Origin of the sequence: Algibacillus agarilyticus (assembly GCF_003286125.1) — a bacterium.
GTDB classification, from domain to species: Bacteria; Pseudomonadota; Gammaproteobacteria; order Enterobacterales; family Alteromonadaceae; genus Algibacillus; species Algibacillus agarilyticus.
In genome coordinates, this window is record NZ_QMED01000013.1 from 85599 (window position 1) to 101975 (window position 16377).

Annotated in this window: 12 protein-coding genes; 4 read left to right on the forward strand and 8 right to left on the reverse strand. The window is 40.5% G+C overall.

Annotated elements, in window-relative coordinates:
• Positions 1–43: 43 nt before the first annotated feature.
• The 6 genes from argH to metB form a co-directional block, all read right to left on the reverse strand.
• On the reverse strand, positions 44–2014 hold the full coding sequence (gene argH / locus DPX34_RS11875) for an argininosuccinate lyase (RefSeq protein ID WP_111978643.1): 1971 nt from the start codon (positions 2012–2014) through the stop codon (positions 44–46).
• Positions 2015–2187: 173 nt separating this feature from the next.
• Positions 2188–3396: an argininosuccinate synthase gene (locus tag DPX34_RS11880; protein WP_111978644.1), complete on the reverse strand. Its 1209-nt coding sequence runs from the start codon at positions 3394–3396 to the stop codon at positions 2188–2190.
• Between the two features lie 91 nt (positions 3397–3487).
• The gene (locus DPX34_RS11885; RefSeq protein ID WP_111978645.1) at positions 3488–4399 is read right to left on the reverse strand and encodes an ornithine carbamoyltransferase; all 912 of its coding nucleotides are present in this window, start codon (positions 4397–4399) and stop codon (positions 3488–3490) included.
• Between the two features lie 22 nt (positions 4400–4421).
• Positions 4422–5198, reverse strand: a complete 777-nt coding sequence (argB, locus tag DPX34_RS11890) for an acetylglutamate kinase (protein ID WP_111978646.1) — start codon at positions 5196–5198, stop codon at positions 4422–4424.
• Positions 5198–6211, reverse strand: a complete 1014-nt coding sequence (gene argC / locus DPX34_RS11895) for an N-acetyl-gamma-glutamyl-phosphate reductase (RefSeq protein WP_111978647.1) — start codon at positions 6209–6211, stop codon at positions 5198–5200. Before argC ends, argB begins: the two co-directional genes overlap by 1 nt.
• 223 nt (positions 6212–6434) lie before the next feature.
• Entirely contained in the window at positions 6435–7595 is a 1161-nt protein-coding gene (gene metB / locus DPX34_RS11900; RefSeq protein ID WP_111978648.1) for a cystathionine gamma-synthase, read from the reverse strand.
• A gap of 414 nt (positions 7596–8009) precedes the next feature.
• Here metB and metJ point away from each other — a divergent pair, with 414 nt between their 5' ends.
• The gene (gene metJ, locus DPX34_RS11905; protein WP_111978649.1) at positions 8010–8351 is read left to right on the forward strand and encodes a met regulon transcriptional regulator MetJ; all 342 of its coding nucleotides are present in this window, start codon (positions 8010–8012) and stop codon (positions 8349–8351) included.
• Positions 8352–8923: 572 nt separating this feature from the next.
• Here metJ and DPX34_RS11910 read toward each other — a convergent pair.
• The gene (locus tag DPX34_RS11910) at positions 8924–11632 is read right to left on the reverse strand and encodes a hybrid sensor histidine kinase/response regulator (RefSeq protein WP_111978650.1); all 2709 of its coding nucleotides are present in this window, start codon (positions 11630–11632) and stop codon (positions 8924–8926) included.
• Positions 11629–12567: an ABC transporter substrate-binding protein gene (locus DPX34_RS11915; protein ID WP_111978651.1), complete on the reverse strand. Its 939-nt coding sequence runs from the start codon at positions 12565–12567 to the stop codon at positions 11629–11631. The genes DPX34_RS11910 and DPX34_RS11915 overlap by 4 nt, the downstream gene beginning before the upstream one ends.
• 852 nt (positions 12568–13419) lie before the next feature.
• Here DPX34_RS11915 and ilvG point away from each other — a divergent pair.
• Genes ilvG through DPX34_RS11930 form a run of 3 tightly spaced genes read left to right on the forward strand, consistent with a single transcriptional unit; the run spans position 13420 to position 16278 of the window.
• Positions 13420–15060, forward strand: coding sequence for an acetolactate synthase 2 catalytic subunit (gene ilvG / locus DPX34_RS11920; protein WP_111978652.1), 1641 nt, complete (start codon positions 13420–13422; stop codon positions 15058–15060).
• A 4-nt stretch (positions 15061–15064) separates the two neighbouring features.
• Positions 15065–15331, forward strand: a complete 267-nt coding sequence (gene ilvM, locus DPX34_RS11925) for an acetolactate synthase 2 small subunit (protein WP_198673689.1) — start codon at positions 15065–15067, stop codon at positions 15329–15331.
• A gap of 17 nt (positions 15332–15348) precedes the next feature.
• Positions 15349–16278, forward strand: coding sequence for a branched-chain amino acid transaminase (locus DPX34_RS11930; protein WP_111978653.1), 930 nt, complete (start codon positions 15349–15351; stop codon positions 16276–16278).
• Positions 16279–16377: the final 99 nt, after the last annotated feature.

A 16377-nucleotide genomic window follows, 5' to 3' on the forward strand; every position in this document is an offset into this window, starting at 1 on the left:
CCGATGTAAGACATCGGATTTTTTTAGCTAATCGTCATTACGTTTATTCAACGGTGTCGATATTGATTGCATCAGTAGCCTGTGCAATATCAACCATGTACTCTAGTGCGACTTCGTCACAACATTCTTTCTTCGGACAAATATCACAATCTTTCATGACTTTTTCTGGTAGTTTGTCTTTATTTGTATGGGTGAAGTTTAGCTTTTCAAAGAAATCAGGCACACGCGTTAATACAAGTATGCGAGCTAACTCAAGTTCACGCGCTTTTTCCATCAAGTATTGAACCATTGCACGGCCTTGGCCTAAACCTTGGCTTTCGGTATCAACGCCTAATGAGCGTATTTCGGCTAAACCAGTACCGTAAATAAACAACGATGCGCAGCCTACAATTTTGCCTTTAATTTCAGCAACCACAAAATCTAAAATATTGTGTGTTAAATCATCACGTGTTCTGGGTAATGTTTCACCTGCATCAGACCAATAAGTAATAATGCGGTCAAGCTCATTCACATCGCTTAATTTAGCCGGACGAACACTTAATGCCTCTGCTTTTTGAGCGTTCAAACGTTGTTGAGCTCGTTGTAGGGCAAGTGATATTTGGTTAATTGAAGCGCCACCTAAAGAAGGGGTCTTCGCGACAATTTCGCCACCTTCTTGCAATGCTTGAATCGCCAATTGTACTTGAGTGGTCGATGTTCCACCGAGTACTTCGCGTTTTTCTAAACAGGCTTCAATGGTTAAATGCTGATAAACATCTTCTTGAATTTCAGTGCTGTATTCTTGCAATTCAGAGAGTTTAAAGTCTTCTAACGGTTTGGCTTTAGCTAAGGCTGCAACGACTATTTCACCCACAATGTGGTGAGCTTCACGGAACGGAATGCCTTTAGCCACTAAATAATCTGCAAGCTCGGTCGCATTAGCATAACCTTGTTGTGCTGCGGCTAATGTTTTAGCACGGTTTACTTTAATGCCAATAATAACAAGCTGAGCCATTTCCATACAAATCTGCCAAGTATCAAGGGCATCAAAAAGGCCTTCTTTGTCTTCTTGCATATCTTTGTTGTAGGCTAGGGGTAAAGCTTTCATTGTCATCATCATGCCGTTTAATGAACCGACAACTCGACCACACTTACCACGAATGAGCTCCATCGCATCTGGATTTTTCTTTTGTGGCATTAGTGATGAACCAGAAGTTACATCGTCTGACATTTCGATAAAGCCTGCTTCACCCGAGTTATAGAAAATTAAATCTTCGCCCATGCGTGATAAATGCACCATTGAAATACTGGCAGTCGACAGTAATTCTAAAACGTGGTCACGATCCGATACCGCATCTAAGCTGTTCATTGTTGGTTGTGAAAAACCAAGGTCTTTCGCTAAGGCATAACGGTCAATTGGATAAGCGGTACCCGCTAAGGCACCAGAGCCTAATGGTAGTGTGTTTAAACGGTCTAAGGCATTCTTTAAACGTGTGATATCACGATCAAACATTTCAACATACGCTAAACACCAGTGACCAAAAGTAACGGGCTGAGCGCGTTGTAAATGAGTATAACCCGGTAGCACGGTTGTTTTTTCACGAATAGCTAAATCAACTAATTGCTGTTGCATACCCACAAGCAATTTATAGATGCGATCGCCTTCGTCTTTACACCATAGTTTTAAGTCGGTTGCGACTTGGTCATTACGGCTACGGCCTGTGTGTAATTTTTTACCTAAATCGCCGACGGCATCGATTAATTTACCTTCAACCCACGAGTGGATATCTTCAGCATCTGATTCTAAAACAATTTCAGGGTTCGCTTTAACAACGAGCAATAAATCATTTAATGCTTTTTCAAGATCAACTTGCTCATCTTTTGTTAACACATTTACTTTTTGTAAAGCGCGAGACCAAGCGATTGAACCGACAATATCTTGTTCAGCCATACGATAATCAACAGGAAGTGAATCGTTGAATTTTTTGAAAAGGTCACTGGTTTGTCCAGTAAAACGACCGCCCCATAATGCCATGTTATATCTCCTCGCAATACATTAAAGCTAAAGGTTACTTAGTTTGAGCAGTTGGCTTAATGAATGCTATGTGGTTAATTAATTGCAGACCTGTTACTTAGGATTATTTGGCTCACCAAATGTAATCAGGAAAAGTAGTCAGCTTGCTTAACAAGCTGACTTAAAGTAAATGCTTACTTTTGTTTGTTTAATGCGCCAATGCGGCTAGATAAGCTGAATAAACGAATGAAACCCGCTGCATCTTTTTGGTTGTAAACTTCGTCTTCTCCGAATGTCGAGAACTCTTCGTTGTATAAGCTGTTTGGTGAACGACGTTGAATAACCGTGCAGTTACCTTTGTATAAACGAATAACGATGTCACCGGTAATTTCTTCAGCAAATGAGTTAGCTGCCGCTAATAATGATTTTGAAAGTGGTGTGAACCAACGACCATCATAAATAACGTGAGAGAATTCAAGGCCAACTTGTTCACGGAACTTAAGTGAATTTTTATCTAAAACCATACACTCTAATGCTTTATAAGCCTTCATGAGTACGGTTCCGCCTGGTGTTTCATAACAACCACGTGATTTCATACCCACTAAACGGTTTTCAACGATATCGATACGGCCAACACCATGAGCGGCCGCTTTTGCATTTAAGTAAACTAACGCTTCGTGCGCGGTTAATGCTTTATCATCGACTGTTGTTAATTCGCCGTTCTCAAAGCTTAAGGTAACCGTTTCTGATTCATCTGGGGCATCCATCGGATCAACCGTCATGGTCCAAATGCCTTTTGATGGCTCGTTCCACGGATCTTCAATTTCACCGCCTTCGTGCGAAATATGCCATGCATTAGCATCGCGGCTATAAATCTTAGTTAACGATGAAGAACAAGGAATGTTACGCTCGGCTAAATAATCTAATAAGTCTTCACGTGAACGCATTTCCCATTCGCGCCAAGGTGCAATCACGTGTAATTGTGGTGCTAAAGCAGCAAAACAAGATTCGAACCGAACTTGGTCATTACCTTTACCCGTACAACCATGACAAAGTGCATCTGCGCCTACTTTAAGTGCCACTTCAACGTGTGCTTTAGCAATAATAGGGCGAGCCATTGAAGTACCTAATAAATATTCGCCTTCGTATACTGCACCTGTTTTTATAATTGGGAAGATATACTCTTTAACGAACTCTTCTTTTAAATCAACAACGTGACATTCGCTTGCACCTGAAGCAATTGCTTTTTCAACAATGCCTTCAAGCTCATCTTCGCCTTGGCCTACATCGGCACAGAAAGCAACAACTTCACAACCATTGTAGGTCTCTTTTAACCAAGGAATGATTGCTGATGTGTCTAAACCACCAGAGTAAGCGAGTACAACTTTTTTAATATCTGACATGATTGTCTTTCCTAATTAATCGTTACTGGTTGCTGTCATTTTGACGCAACGGTTATTACTTGTTAAATAGCTTGCGATGATTAACGCAAAATTATTTATTCAATAAGGTTAGCAAAATTGCATTTTGTGCATGCATGCGATTTTCAGCTTGAACCATTAAAATACTCTGTTCACTGTCAACCACTTCATCCGTAACTTCTACGCCACGATAAACAGGTTGGCAATGCATGAAAAATTTGGCCCCTAAATCAGTCATTAACTTTGCATTAGTCTGATAAGGTTTAAATGTTTTCTTGATGTCATCAATTGAGCGTTTATCACCCATTGAGATCCAAGTATCATTGTAGATGGCATCTACACCTTTTGCGTCCATTACATCATCACTAATGATCACTTCGCCGCCATTTTTAGCGGCTAGTTTTTGCGCCTTCAATACGATTTGCGCATCTGGGCTGTAACCCACCGGTGTGATCACAACAACTTTTAAGCCTAAAATAGCACCTGACATCATTAACGAATGCGTGACATTGTTACCATCACCTATGTAAGCAATTGATGCGCCTTCTAAGCTATTACCACGCGCTTCATATAATGCTTGGTAATCGGCAATGGCTTGGCATGGATGATATAAATCACAAAGTGAATTCACGATGGGCACACTTGAATGTTCAGCGAGTTCAACCAATGTTTGGTGATCAAATACACGAGCGACGATCGCATCAACCCAGCATGATAAGTTTAAAGCAAAATCTTTTACTGATTCGCGTTTGCCCAAAGCCCCATTTTGCTGATCAAGATAAACCGCATGGCCACCCATTTTAGCAATACCCACATCAAAGCTAACACGCGTACGTAAAGAGGGTTTCTCGTATAACGTGGCAATAGATTTACCTGCTAATGCTTGGCTATACTTACTTGGGTTTTGTTTATGATCAACAGCAAGTTTGATCAGATCATGCAATTCTTCTTTTGAAAGTTCTTGGGTAGATAGGAAATCGTCCATCATGCCATCCTCTCGTTTACTGTTACTCAGCAACGACTGTTGTGCCGCAAGATTGGTTTTCCAACCATTGCGAAATTAATTTTGGTTCTCGCCAATTCAAAATGCCAATTGGCGCTTGTAATGTTTTAGCGGTTGCTAAAGCGGTATTAACTTTGACAACCATACCATCGGTGATAACACCACTCGCGATTAAATCATCGGCCACGTCGCGAGTCATGGTTGGAATAACGTGTTTATTGGCATCTAAAATACCATCAACGTCAGATAATAAAACCAACTGACCTTGTAAAATTTTTGCTAAGGCTTCGGCTGCTTGGTCAGCATTAACATTCAGTAATTGACCGTCGGCTTTGGCGCCAATAGAGCTAATCACAGGCAAATAATTAGCGCTTAATAAATGTTGAACCAAATCAGCTGTGCCGGCGGTTACTTCACCCACAAAACCTAATTCAGGGTTGGTAATTTCACATTGAATATCGCCGCCATCGGCTAAGCTTAAGCCAACGGCTTTTGCCCCGACGTTTAAAGCCACGGATAACATTTGCTTATTAGCGGTCCCGGCTAAGCCACCCACCACATAAGGCATATGCTCAGCGGGGGTAATACGTAAACCGTCTTTCTTTTCGCTTGTGTGACCTAAATCAGCGAGGAGTTTTTGCACTAATGCGCCGCCACCATGCACAACAACAACGGGTTGTGTTTTACTGATCGAGTTTAATTCAGCAAAAAATGCCGTTAAGCTGTCAGCGCTTTCAAGTAAAGCGCCGCCGACTTTAATAACGAGTGTTTTAGCGCTCATTAAATTAACCCTTTGCTAGATGCAAAACCATAACGTAAGTTAGCACATTGCATGGCTTGCGCCGCCGCACCTTTTAGCAAGTTATCAATAGCTGATACAACCACTAAATAACCCGTTTGCGGGTCAAGTTGCCAATGCAAGTCAACAAAAGGCGTGCATTCAACATCGGCGATTGAAGGCCAGCTTTGACGCAAACGTACAATTGACTTACCTTCATAAGCATTTGAATACGCAGCATTAACTTGATTTTCAGTTGTGCCTTCACGAAGCTTTAAGGTGATCGTAGCTAAGATTCCACGCTTAAAGTTACCTAAATGCGGTGTAAAGATCACGGGGTGACCTAAGTGCTCAGCGATTTCGGGTTGATGTCTATGGCTTAAAACACCATACGGGTTCAAACTTACTTCAACAAAGCTTGAGGTTAAGCTAGCGCGACGACCTGCACCCGATGCACCACTGGTCGCATTGATGATAGGTAAGACTGAAGAATCAATAAAATCGGCTTCTTGCAATGGCTTAAGCGCTGATAATGTGGCTGTAGGGTAACAACCTGGTACCGCGATTAAGTCAGCCTTACGGATAGCTTCGTGATTCCACTCTGCTAAACCGTATACGGCTTCTTGCAATAATTCTGGGTATTTATGATCAAAACCATAATATTTTTTGATCACCGATAAATCAGATAAACGATAAGCACCAGATAAATCAAAGACAACTGCGCCGTGATGTTTTGCTTGAGCTACCCATTCAACACTGGTCTCGTGTGGGGTGCATAAAAAGATAGCATCACATTCAGATACTATTTTACCAATTTGATTTTCGCCTACCGGAATAAGTGTTCGATCGATTTGATAAGCGAATTGACCATGGATCGATGAAAAAGGCTTGTATGCATCAGCACTGTTCTCTGATACGTATAAACCGGCTAATTGAAATTGTGGATGTTTATGTACTAATGCTGCTAATTCTGCACCGGTATAACCACTGGCTCCGACTATCGATACTCTGATCATAATTTGCTTCAAACCTCATTAAACGGCTGACTATTACTAAAAGGCCGACATTTTAGCAGTGTTATACAAAAATGCGATGACTTCTTTAGTCAAATCCTAAAACGCAAAAAAGGAAAGCTAGTAATAGCTTTCCTCTGAATGATAAATATTAATTACTATTGAATATTTATGCAATAAAAAAGAATAAATATCTAATTATATGTAATGTACAATTGGTTATATATTAAGCGCCAATTAAACTATCGAGTGCTTGTTTAACATCTTGCGCTAATTCATCACCATCTTCAATGCCAACTGAAAAGCGCATTAGGTTAGGGCCAATACCCGCTTTGGCTTGGGCTTCTGCATCCATTGCGGCGTGAGTCATTGTTGAAGGATGACATACTAAACTTTCTACGCCACCTAATGACTCAGCTAACGAGAAATGCTCTAAGGCATTAATAAATTTGATGACTTCAGGTTCACCACCGGCTAACTCAAAACTTAACATCGCGCCAAAGCCGTGTTGCTGTTGCTTTGCTATATCATGACCAGGGTGACTCGGTAGGCTAGGGTGATAAACCGTGGTTACCGCGGCATGTTCACTTAACAATGTGACCAGTTTAGCCGAGTTTTCTTGGTGTTGACGCATACGCGGAACTAATGTGCGTACACCTCGTAAGGTTAAGTAACTGTCAAAAGCTGAACCTGTGATACCTAAGCAGTTTGCCCACCATGCTAATTCTTCACCTAGCTCTTCCGTTTTAGTGATTAATACTCCGGCAACAACATCTGAATGGCCATTGATATATTTGGTGGTTGAATGTACAACAATATCCGCTCCTAAAGTAAGCGGTTGTTGGCACACTGGCGTTAAAAAGGTGTTATCGACAGCGACTAACGTGTCTGTTGCTTTAGCGCGTTGGCAAATATCGGCTAAATCAGTAATTCGTAATAAAGGGTTACTTGGTGTTTCAACCCAAATTAATTTAGGTTTAGCGGCAAAGGCGTCATCTAATTCTGCAGGATTGGTTTGATTAATGACTTTTAATTTAAAATGACCTTTATCCGCTAAATTAATGAATAAGCGATAGCTACCACCATAACAATCATGCGGCACAATTAATAAATCATCTGGCTTTAAAATTTGTAAAGCTAAGTTAATCGCGGCTGTGCCTGTTGCAGTCACAATACCTTTAACACCTTGCTCTAATTCGGCTAGGGTTTGGCCTAAAATATCACGTGTTGGATTACCACAACGACTATAATCGTAAGCGCCTTTTTGATTGAAGCCTTCGAATGCATAAGTAGAAGATAAATAAATTGGAGGTACAACCGCTGCATGATTACTATCGCTCTCGATGCCGCCACGTACTGAAATGGTCGATAATGTGTTTTTGCTCATGATATATTTTACACTTGTTTTTAGCCGTCTATACGTCCAGAATGTAAACAGAGTTTGGCTAGCTGTCAAACCCAAATTGCTATAACTTAGTCTATATTCCCAAGAGGCTTCCAAATACCGTATCCAGTGGGAATTTAAATGGGTTTAGCCAAGCAAACAGACCTAAGTTGACTCATAAAGCGTTTATTTATATTGCACAAGCATAGGTTTAAATCAATTTATGGGTTAATTTTACGCTAAGTAGCCTTGCCGCCTGTGTGTCTATTGACTGCTTATGGCTAATCGCTACAATTAGCCGCCAGTCAGTTTGTTTATTATCTTCATACACAACATATTCTCATTTAACTTTAATGAGCTTAAATGACCTTGGTATGAATTTTAGAAGTATGTAATTGCTAATTCAGGTTTATTTTAATGGCAAAATGGAATGGTAAGTATGTTCACCCTTATGCTGAACACGGCAAAAAAAGCGAACAAGTAAAAAAAGTCACGGTTTCAATACCCGTACGTGTATTAAAGGTGTTAACAGATGAGCGTACTCGTCGTCAGGTTAACAACTTGCGACATGCAACGAACAGTGAACTGCTGTGTGAAGCGTTTTTACATGCTTTTACTGGTCAACCTTTGCCCTCAGATGCCGATTTAGCTAAACACAACCCGCATCGGATCCCCGCTGAAGTGCGCGATATCTTGCTACAGATGAATATCGATATCAGTGATGAAGATGCGTTAATAGAAGGTGATGACGAAGACTAAGGGGGTATAGTTAGTGTCTGTTTTTGCAGCCGTGTTTGCACGATTTAAATTGACTCCCCCATTATTGAGTTGTTCATCCCTGAAGAGATATAGTCAAAGCGATCGGGTTTTAGGGGCAGGTTTCTAGTTCCAGACGAAACCTAAGTACTTACATCCATGTAAGCAAAGCCGTCAAGCTTCGAGCCCCCATGAGCATATGCTCTACTATGTGATTGGGGCGAGTAAGCGCTGACAATGAACCATAAAACCTGAGCGAGAAGACTATATTACGTTGTGCATTCATGTACCCATGTATTCAGCTCAACAAACAGCGACGCTGTGCTTCAGTTTTATTTCGCTTCCATAAAAGAAGGCTAAAGACTTTATGCTCCTGCAAAGTCACCTTACCCCACGTCCCTGTAGGGCAAAGACTTTATGCTCCTGCAAAGTCACCTTACCCCACGTCCCTGTAGGGCAAAACTTTATTGGTTTTTGACGGAGAGCCATTAGGCCATCACTATGCCATTAAGCTAATGCGGCGATCAAAGCGCTTTAGAATTGAACAAAATTGATACGACAAAGATAAACACGCCCTAGCTTTTCAAGCTTAAATTAAATTCGTTAATTTTAGCTCGTGTGGCTTCATTTATTTCCAGCAGTCGATCTAGCTCATCTTCAGGTATAGGTTCATCTTGTTTAAATAAACCATCGATAACTTTACTCTGAATAGAGAGTTGCATTAACCCTAAATTGGCCGACGTGCCTTTTAACGTGTGATTCAGTGTTTGAGCTTGTTGTAATTCATTGTTCAGCGTGTGTTGCTTGATCAGCTGAGCTGAATCTTTAAATTCAGCTAAAAATTGTTCAAGTAAAACACTGACTATTTCTTGGTTGCCGCTAAGCCGGGCTAAGATCGCCTCGCTGTCGAGTAGGGCTACGTCATCTTTCTCCGATTCAGACGCATGACTGTCTTGATTCGGTGCTATTTCGGGGGTTGGTGATACTAAAAGTGAATCCTTTAATAGACTTGCGTCGTCAACCTTGTCGGTAGGGGTTACATCGATAATCTCGGTTGTTAACCACGCGGCAAGGCTAGCCTGTAATGCCTCTATATTAATCGGTTTAGTTAAATAATCATCCATCCCTGCTTTAATACATTTATCTCTGTCACCCTGCATAGCATTAGCTGTCATTGCGATAATAGGTAAGTTGGTTAAGCCTTTTTGCCTAATGGCCTGAGTCGCCTCATAGCCATCCATAATCGGCATTTGAATATCCATTAATACGGCTTGATGATGGCTCGTCAATTTTTGACAAGCATCCATACCATTAATGGCACAGTCGACCTGTAAATTCATATTCTCAAGTATTTGTTTGGCTATTTCGGTGTTAATTTTATTGTCTTCGACTAAAAGAATGGTTTGACCGGTAAATTGTATTTTTTGGTGTTCTAAAATGCCTATATTTTGCTGCAAGCTTTTACGCACATGCTGCAGAGTCAATGGTTGAGCTAGCGACTCTATCGTTAATGGGGCTCTGTCTGCTGATTTTGTGGTTTGTGTGTTGACTAACTCAATTAGTCGCACATTAGGGTTTTGTTTTTGATATTGGCTAAGCGCTAATTTGCATTGATTGAGCGGTTCGTCAGTTAAAAATAATGAATAAAATTGGCTGTTTTCGTTAAGTAAATTAGTTAAAACAACCACAGATCCTGTTTCGACTACAATATAGCCTAAAAACTCAAGCTGCTCTATGAGTGGTATGCGCAGATCGGCATTGTCTTCATAAACCAGTACTTTTAGTTCTTGTTTAGGCTCTGGTTCAACCTCTTCAACTACCATAGGTAAATGTATGTTAAACGTACTGCCTAATTTATAACGCGAATACACGTCGATAGTGCCGCCTAATAGTTCGATTATATTTTTACAAATAGCTAAACCTAAACCTGATCCACCATATTGACGTGTTGTTGAGCTGTCGGCCTGGGTAAAGGGTTGGAATAATTTATCTTTTTGCGTGTTTGTTAAACCAATACCAGTATCTTGCACTGAAAATAGCAAGCCGGTTGCACTTGGAATGACTTTTAAAATCACAGAACCTTGCTTCGTAAATTTAATCGCATTGCTGGTGATGTTCAACAGCACTTGGCTTAAGCGATGTGGATCACTGACAAAAGATTGCTCGGCTATTTGAGGCGGAACGTGAAAGTATAGATCAAGGTTTTTGGCGTGCGCTAAATGCTGCACTTGTGTTTTTAACGTTGTTATCACATCGTCGAGTTTAAAAGAAATGGCTTCTAAACTTAATTTGCCCGATTCAATTTTTGAGTAATCTAAAATGTCGTTAATAATATAAAGTAACGAGTTAGCCGATAGCACTGCGCATTCTAAATTGTGAGTTTGCTTTTTATTTAGCGGCGTTTTTAGTGTGAGATCGATCATGCCCATAATGCCGTTAATAGGGGTTCTGATCTCATGGCTCATGGTTGCTAAAAATTGGCTTTTCGCTTGGTTCGCTTGATTAGCTTCTTTTGCGGTTATAATCAATGCGCGGTTTTGTTCTTTTTGCTTTGTGATTAAGCCATTATAGGCATCAGCTAAGCAAGCAAACTCATCGTTAAATTTGTATTTAAGTATTTTGGCGTTATTACTGGTTTGGTTAACATTTATTGATTCGGTAAAAAATTGTAACGGGCTCAAAATTTGTTTAAATATCACGTAGCCAATGACACCCACTAAGAGCAAAACACTAATTAAAAAGAGAATAGCCAAATGCGTCAACAAAGCGTTCATTTCTTTTATGGTGTGTTCCGCGTTGATATGTACGGCTAATATGTGTGGAATAAATTGATCTTTATCTGAATTTAATACGGGCACAATATGCCAAGATAAAGCATGAGTGTTATTGAATGTTTGTGTGGCGCTTGAGGTGGACTGTTGCAAAATCGGGTCTGGTATTTGCTTTAATAGCGCAATATTGCTTAATTGTGAAATTGGCTTATCAAGTAATTGATAATCGTTAGCGATAATGATTTTTTGGCTAGGTAATTCGATTAAAATAATATGTTCTATGTCGCGATGCGCGGCTAATAAGTTTAACGCTTTATGATGCTGGGCCGCTGAATCGGTCATTGATAACATTAAACTGGCTGTTTCAAATAAGCTGAGCTGGCGTTGTTTTATGTAGTGAGCTAATTGCTGGTTAGATGCATCATTAAACATATACCCCATGCATAACGTGAGTAATAGCAACAACCCACTAATTGGCAGAATGAGTTTGGTGGATAATTTATTTAAGATCATTCGGTTAACTCGATGTTCTGAATTGCGATGTCACAATCAATAGATTGATTGCCTTGCCGACTTAAAATAGCGCACATTTGATTAAAATGTTTATCTAATTGTAAAAGTACCTTTGCTTGCTCTGCTCCGGTTAATAACTTTAAATCATTTTCTATTGTGTGTTGAAAATCAGCAAGGCTAATGTTCTCTCTGTTGGCCATTAAGCCATAAGCGGCCTTTTTATTTTGCTGCGTGTAGTCGAGCGTTTGCTGCCAAGCAAGGTGCAACTTTTGCTTAAAGTCGGTTAAATTGCCTATTTTATTCGGATCGATTGAAACCATATCGAGTATTTTTTTTGGTGTTTCTTTACTCGTAAATAAAGTGTTGTAGTGCGATGTTAAATTAATACTAATGGGCGGATAAGTAACAAACGCATCGATGGTTCCTTCCGCGAGGGCTCTTTCACCATCTAATTGCTCTACATTAACTAGCGTTACATCTTGTAAACTGAGTTCAACTTGAGCTAATGCTAAGCTTAAAACATAGATGCCGAGTGAATTAAGTTCTAGTCCTATTCGCTTCTGCTTTAATTGCTGAACGGCTTTAATGGTCGGATGCGCGACAATAATATCGCCACCATTGGAATAATCGGTGACCAAAACGGGGGCTAACGTTCGATCGCCTAATGTAGCCGCTTGTAACACTTCAATAGACGTGCTTGCCATGCCATCAACATAGCCGGCATTAAATGCATGCAAGCCATCAGATAAAGAGGCTATTTGTATTAATTTTATATCTAACTCTTGATCAGCAAAAAAACCTTGTTGTTCTGCTAAATAAAGTAATTCGTAGCCGGGCCAAGGGTTGAGTGCAATGCGCAATGTATTATTGGGTTTGGCGCAGCTTATGGTTATTACCGTTAATATAAAAAAAACACTTGTTTTAAAGTAGAGCAAACGTTAATTCCTTAACTGAAAAAATCGAATTATTCAGTGCATGAGTCTTTTGTCTTTAATACCTAATTTTCCTGAGTATATAGTCTTCTCGCTCAGGTTTTATGGTTCATTGTCAGCGCTTACTCTCGACTTTGGCTCCTGCGTCGTTCTAACACCTAAATCCATTTAGGCGGCCCCAATCACATAGTAGAGCATATGCTCATGGCGTCTCGAAGCTTGCCTGCATGGATGCAGGTAAGGGGCGAGAGCAAGACGCGGTAGCTTTGACGGCTTTGCTTATCATGGATGTAAGTACTTCGGTTGCGTCTGGAACTAGAAACCTGCCCCTAAAACCCGATCGCTTTGACGATAGTATAAGCCGTCACTCTGGATCCGTCCTTTTTTAAACCAAGATAACGGATCTTTTTTTATCTGTGTTTTATGATCTTTGGGTACATTTAAATCGCGCGGGCGTTAACCGTGTTTTTTAAGCTAAGTTAGCCCTTTTGCGTTAAAAAAGAATGGTGAATGCGTAACTTAAAGCAATCGGTTATAAGAAACGCTTTGATCCAAATGGCGGTGTGTGTTATTAATTATATATCAGTGTGAGATAAAATTATTTATCAAAATTCAAGATTTGATTCTATGAAATTATTAGCTTTAGTTGGAATTCTAGTCAGTGTGGTGGTCATTATTGTGACATCGCGGGGGCTTTGTTCGGACTAAAGATATTCACCGAATAAAAGGAACCCCCCGCATCGCAAGATTCGGGGGGTTTTTTGATTGGGTTTTGTTAAAATATTTTATTATAAAAATATTAATATATAGGTTGATTGGTTATATAAAATCAACTTTGACGGCGGAGAACACAGAATGACAGGCGCACAGCTGGTTCTGAAAGTACTACAGCAACATGGCATTAAGCATGTATTTGGTTACCCAGGTGGGGCGATCATGCCAATATATGATGCATTTTACGATTCTGATTTAAAACATTTTTTATGTCGGCATGAGCAAGGTGCTGCTTTTTCAGCGGTTGGCTATGCACGTTCAACTAATGGCGTGGGTGTTTGCATGGCAACGTCTGGCCCCGGTGCGACTAACTTAGTCACTGGCTTAGCCGATGCATTGTTAGATTCAATACCGGTTGTTGCTATAACAGGTCAGGTTTTTAGTTCACTAATGGGGACGGATGCTTTTCAGGAAGTCGATGTGCTTGGTATGAGCCTAGCGGTGACTAAGCATAGCTTTTTAGTTGAAGATATAAATGATCTAGCCAAAATTTTACATGAAGCCTTTGAGCTTGCTCAATCAGGTCGACCAGGCCCTGTTTTAGTGGATATTCCAAAAGATATTCAAATTGGTCAAGTTGATTTTGAGCCTTACCCGATACCTACGCGAGTATTGCCAGAATTTAACCTTGCCGATGTTGAAGCGGCTAAAGCGCTTATCCAGCAAGCTAAAAACCCTGTTGCCTATATAGGTGGCGGTGTGGGTATGGCCGATGCCGTTGATGAGTTAAATGAATTTTTACAAGCTACACAAATCCCAGCGGTATCGACTTTAAAAGGTTTAGGTACGATTGCTCCGGATTATCCTTATTATACGGGTATGATCGGCATGCATGGCACAAAAGCGTCTAACTTAGCGGTACAAGAGTGTGATTTATTGATTTGTATTGGTGCGCGTTTTGATGATCGTGTTACTGGTAAGCTCGATACCTTTGCGCCAAATGCTAAGGTTATTCACCTTGATATCGATGTCGCCGAATTTGGTAAATTACGACAACCTGATGTGGCCATAAAAGGTGATTTTAAACAGCTAATCCCTGCTTTAAAAACAAAGGTGGATATTACGCCATGGCAAGCTAAAATTAGCGCCTTAAATGTTGAACATGCATGGCGTTACGATGCACCGGGCGAAGGTGTTTTTGCCCCCGCATTGCTTAATGAGTTAAGTCAGCGTTTACCCACTAACCATGTGGTTAGTTGTGATGTAGGTCAACACCAAATGTGGGTTGCGCAGCACATGTCGTTTACGTCACCTTATAACCATTTATCAAGTGGTGGTGCCGGTACGATGGGCTTTGGTTTACCGGTTGCAATTGGTGCGCAAATCGCGCGTCCTAATACTACGTCGGTTGTTGTCACCGGTGACGGTTCATTTATGATGAATATTCAAGAATTAGGCACCATTAAACGCTTTAATTTACCAATTAAAATTGTATTACTTGATAACCAACGATTAGGCATGGTTAAACAATGGCAAGAATTGTTTTTTGAAGAGCGTTATTCAGAAACTAATTTAAGTGACAACCCCGATTTTGTTGCGCTTGCTCGAGCATTTGATTTAACGGCTAAAACGATACATAGCAAATTTGAAGTCAGTGATGCAATAACACAAATGCTTGAAACTGACGGCCCTTATTTATTACATGTTGTTATTGATGATAAAGAAAACGTTTGGCCACTTGTTGCGCCTGGCAAAGCTAACCACGAAATGATAGAAGGATAAAAAGATGATAAGACACCGCTTTAATATTGTAGCCAAACAACAACCTGCTACCGTGGAACGTGTACTTCGAGTCGTCCGTCATCGTGGTTTTATTTTACAATCAGTCAACGTTTCATCTTCCGATAAAGCGCAAGTTGAAATAGAATTAACGGTATCGGGTGAAAGACCAATCGAAACACTGCAAACACAGTTAGATAAATTGTATGATATCGCCCATTTAGAATTAATATCTGCCGATACAGCTGCGCAAGCCGCTAGTATTCGCGCGTAATTAGGAAGCATTCCATTATGAGTACTACAAAATTTCCAGAGTTAATTTGGTATAACGGTGAAATTAAGCCATGGGCCGAAGCGCAAGTACATGTTGTATGTCATGCTATCCATTACGGTTCTTCTGTATTTGAAGGTGTACGTTGTTATAACACACCAAAAGGCCCTGCAATCTTCCGTTTGCAAGAGCATACACGTCGATTGTTTGATTCTGCCAAAATCTATCGTTTTGATTTAGGCTATACCCCAGAGCAAATTAACCAAGCGTGTAAAGATATCGTGCTGCAAAATGGTTTTAAAGATGCTTACTTACGTCCTTTCGGTTTTATGGGCGCGCATGGTTTAGGTTTAAACCCACCTAAAGTACCTTTAGATGTTTCCGTTATTGCACTTGAGTGGGGTTCTTATTTAGGTGAAGAAAGCTTAGTTAACGGTGTTGATGCTGCGATCACATCTTGGAATCGTTTAGCGCCAAACACAATGCCTACGGGGGCCAAAGCCGGTGGTAACTACTTGTCTTCTATCTTGATCACAACTGAAGCTAAGCGTCATGGTTATGTTGAAGGTATTGGTTTAGATCACAATGGCACCGTTTCTGAAGGTGCAGGCGAAAACTTATTTGTTATTCGTGATGGCGTTATTAATACGCCTCCATTAACCGCGGGTATTTTGCCGGGCATCACGCGTAGTACTATCATGACGTTAGCAAACGATTTAGGCTACACAGTGAATGAACAAGCATTACCACGTGAAGCTTTATATTTAGCTGATGAAGTCTTTATGTGTGGCAGTGCGGCAGAAGTTGTTCCAGTGCGCAGTGTTGATCAAATTGTAGTGGGTGACGGTAAACGTGGACCTATTACGGAAGTATTGCAAAAAGCGTACTTCGATTTGGTAAAAGGTGTCAGTGAAGATAAATATGGCTGGTTAACCTACCTTAACGATTAATTACCGAATTTTTACAAAGTTGGACTTTCATCGGTCGTACTTTCGTAGGTAATATTAATAACGTCGATCGCCGTTGTTGCACGTTTCATCGACGTTTTT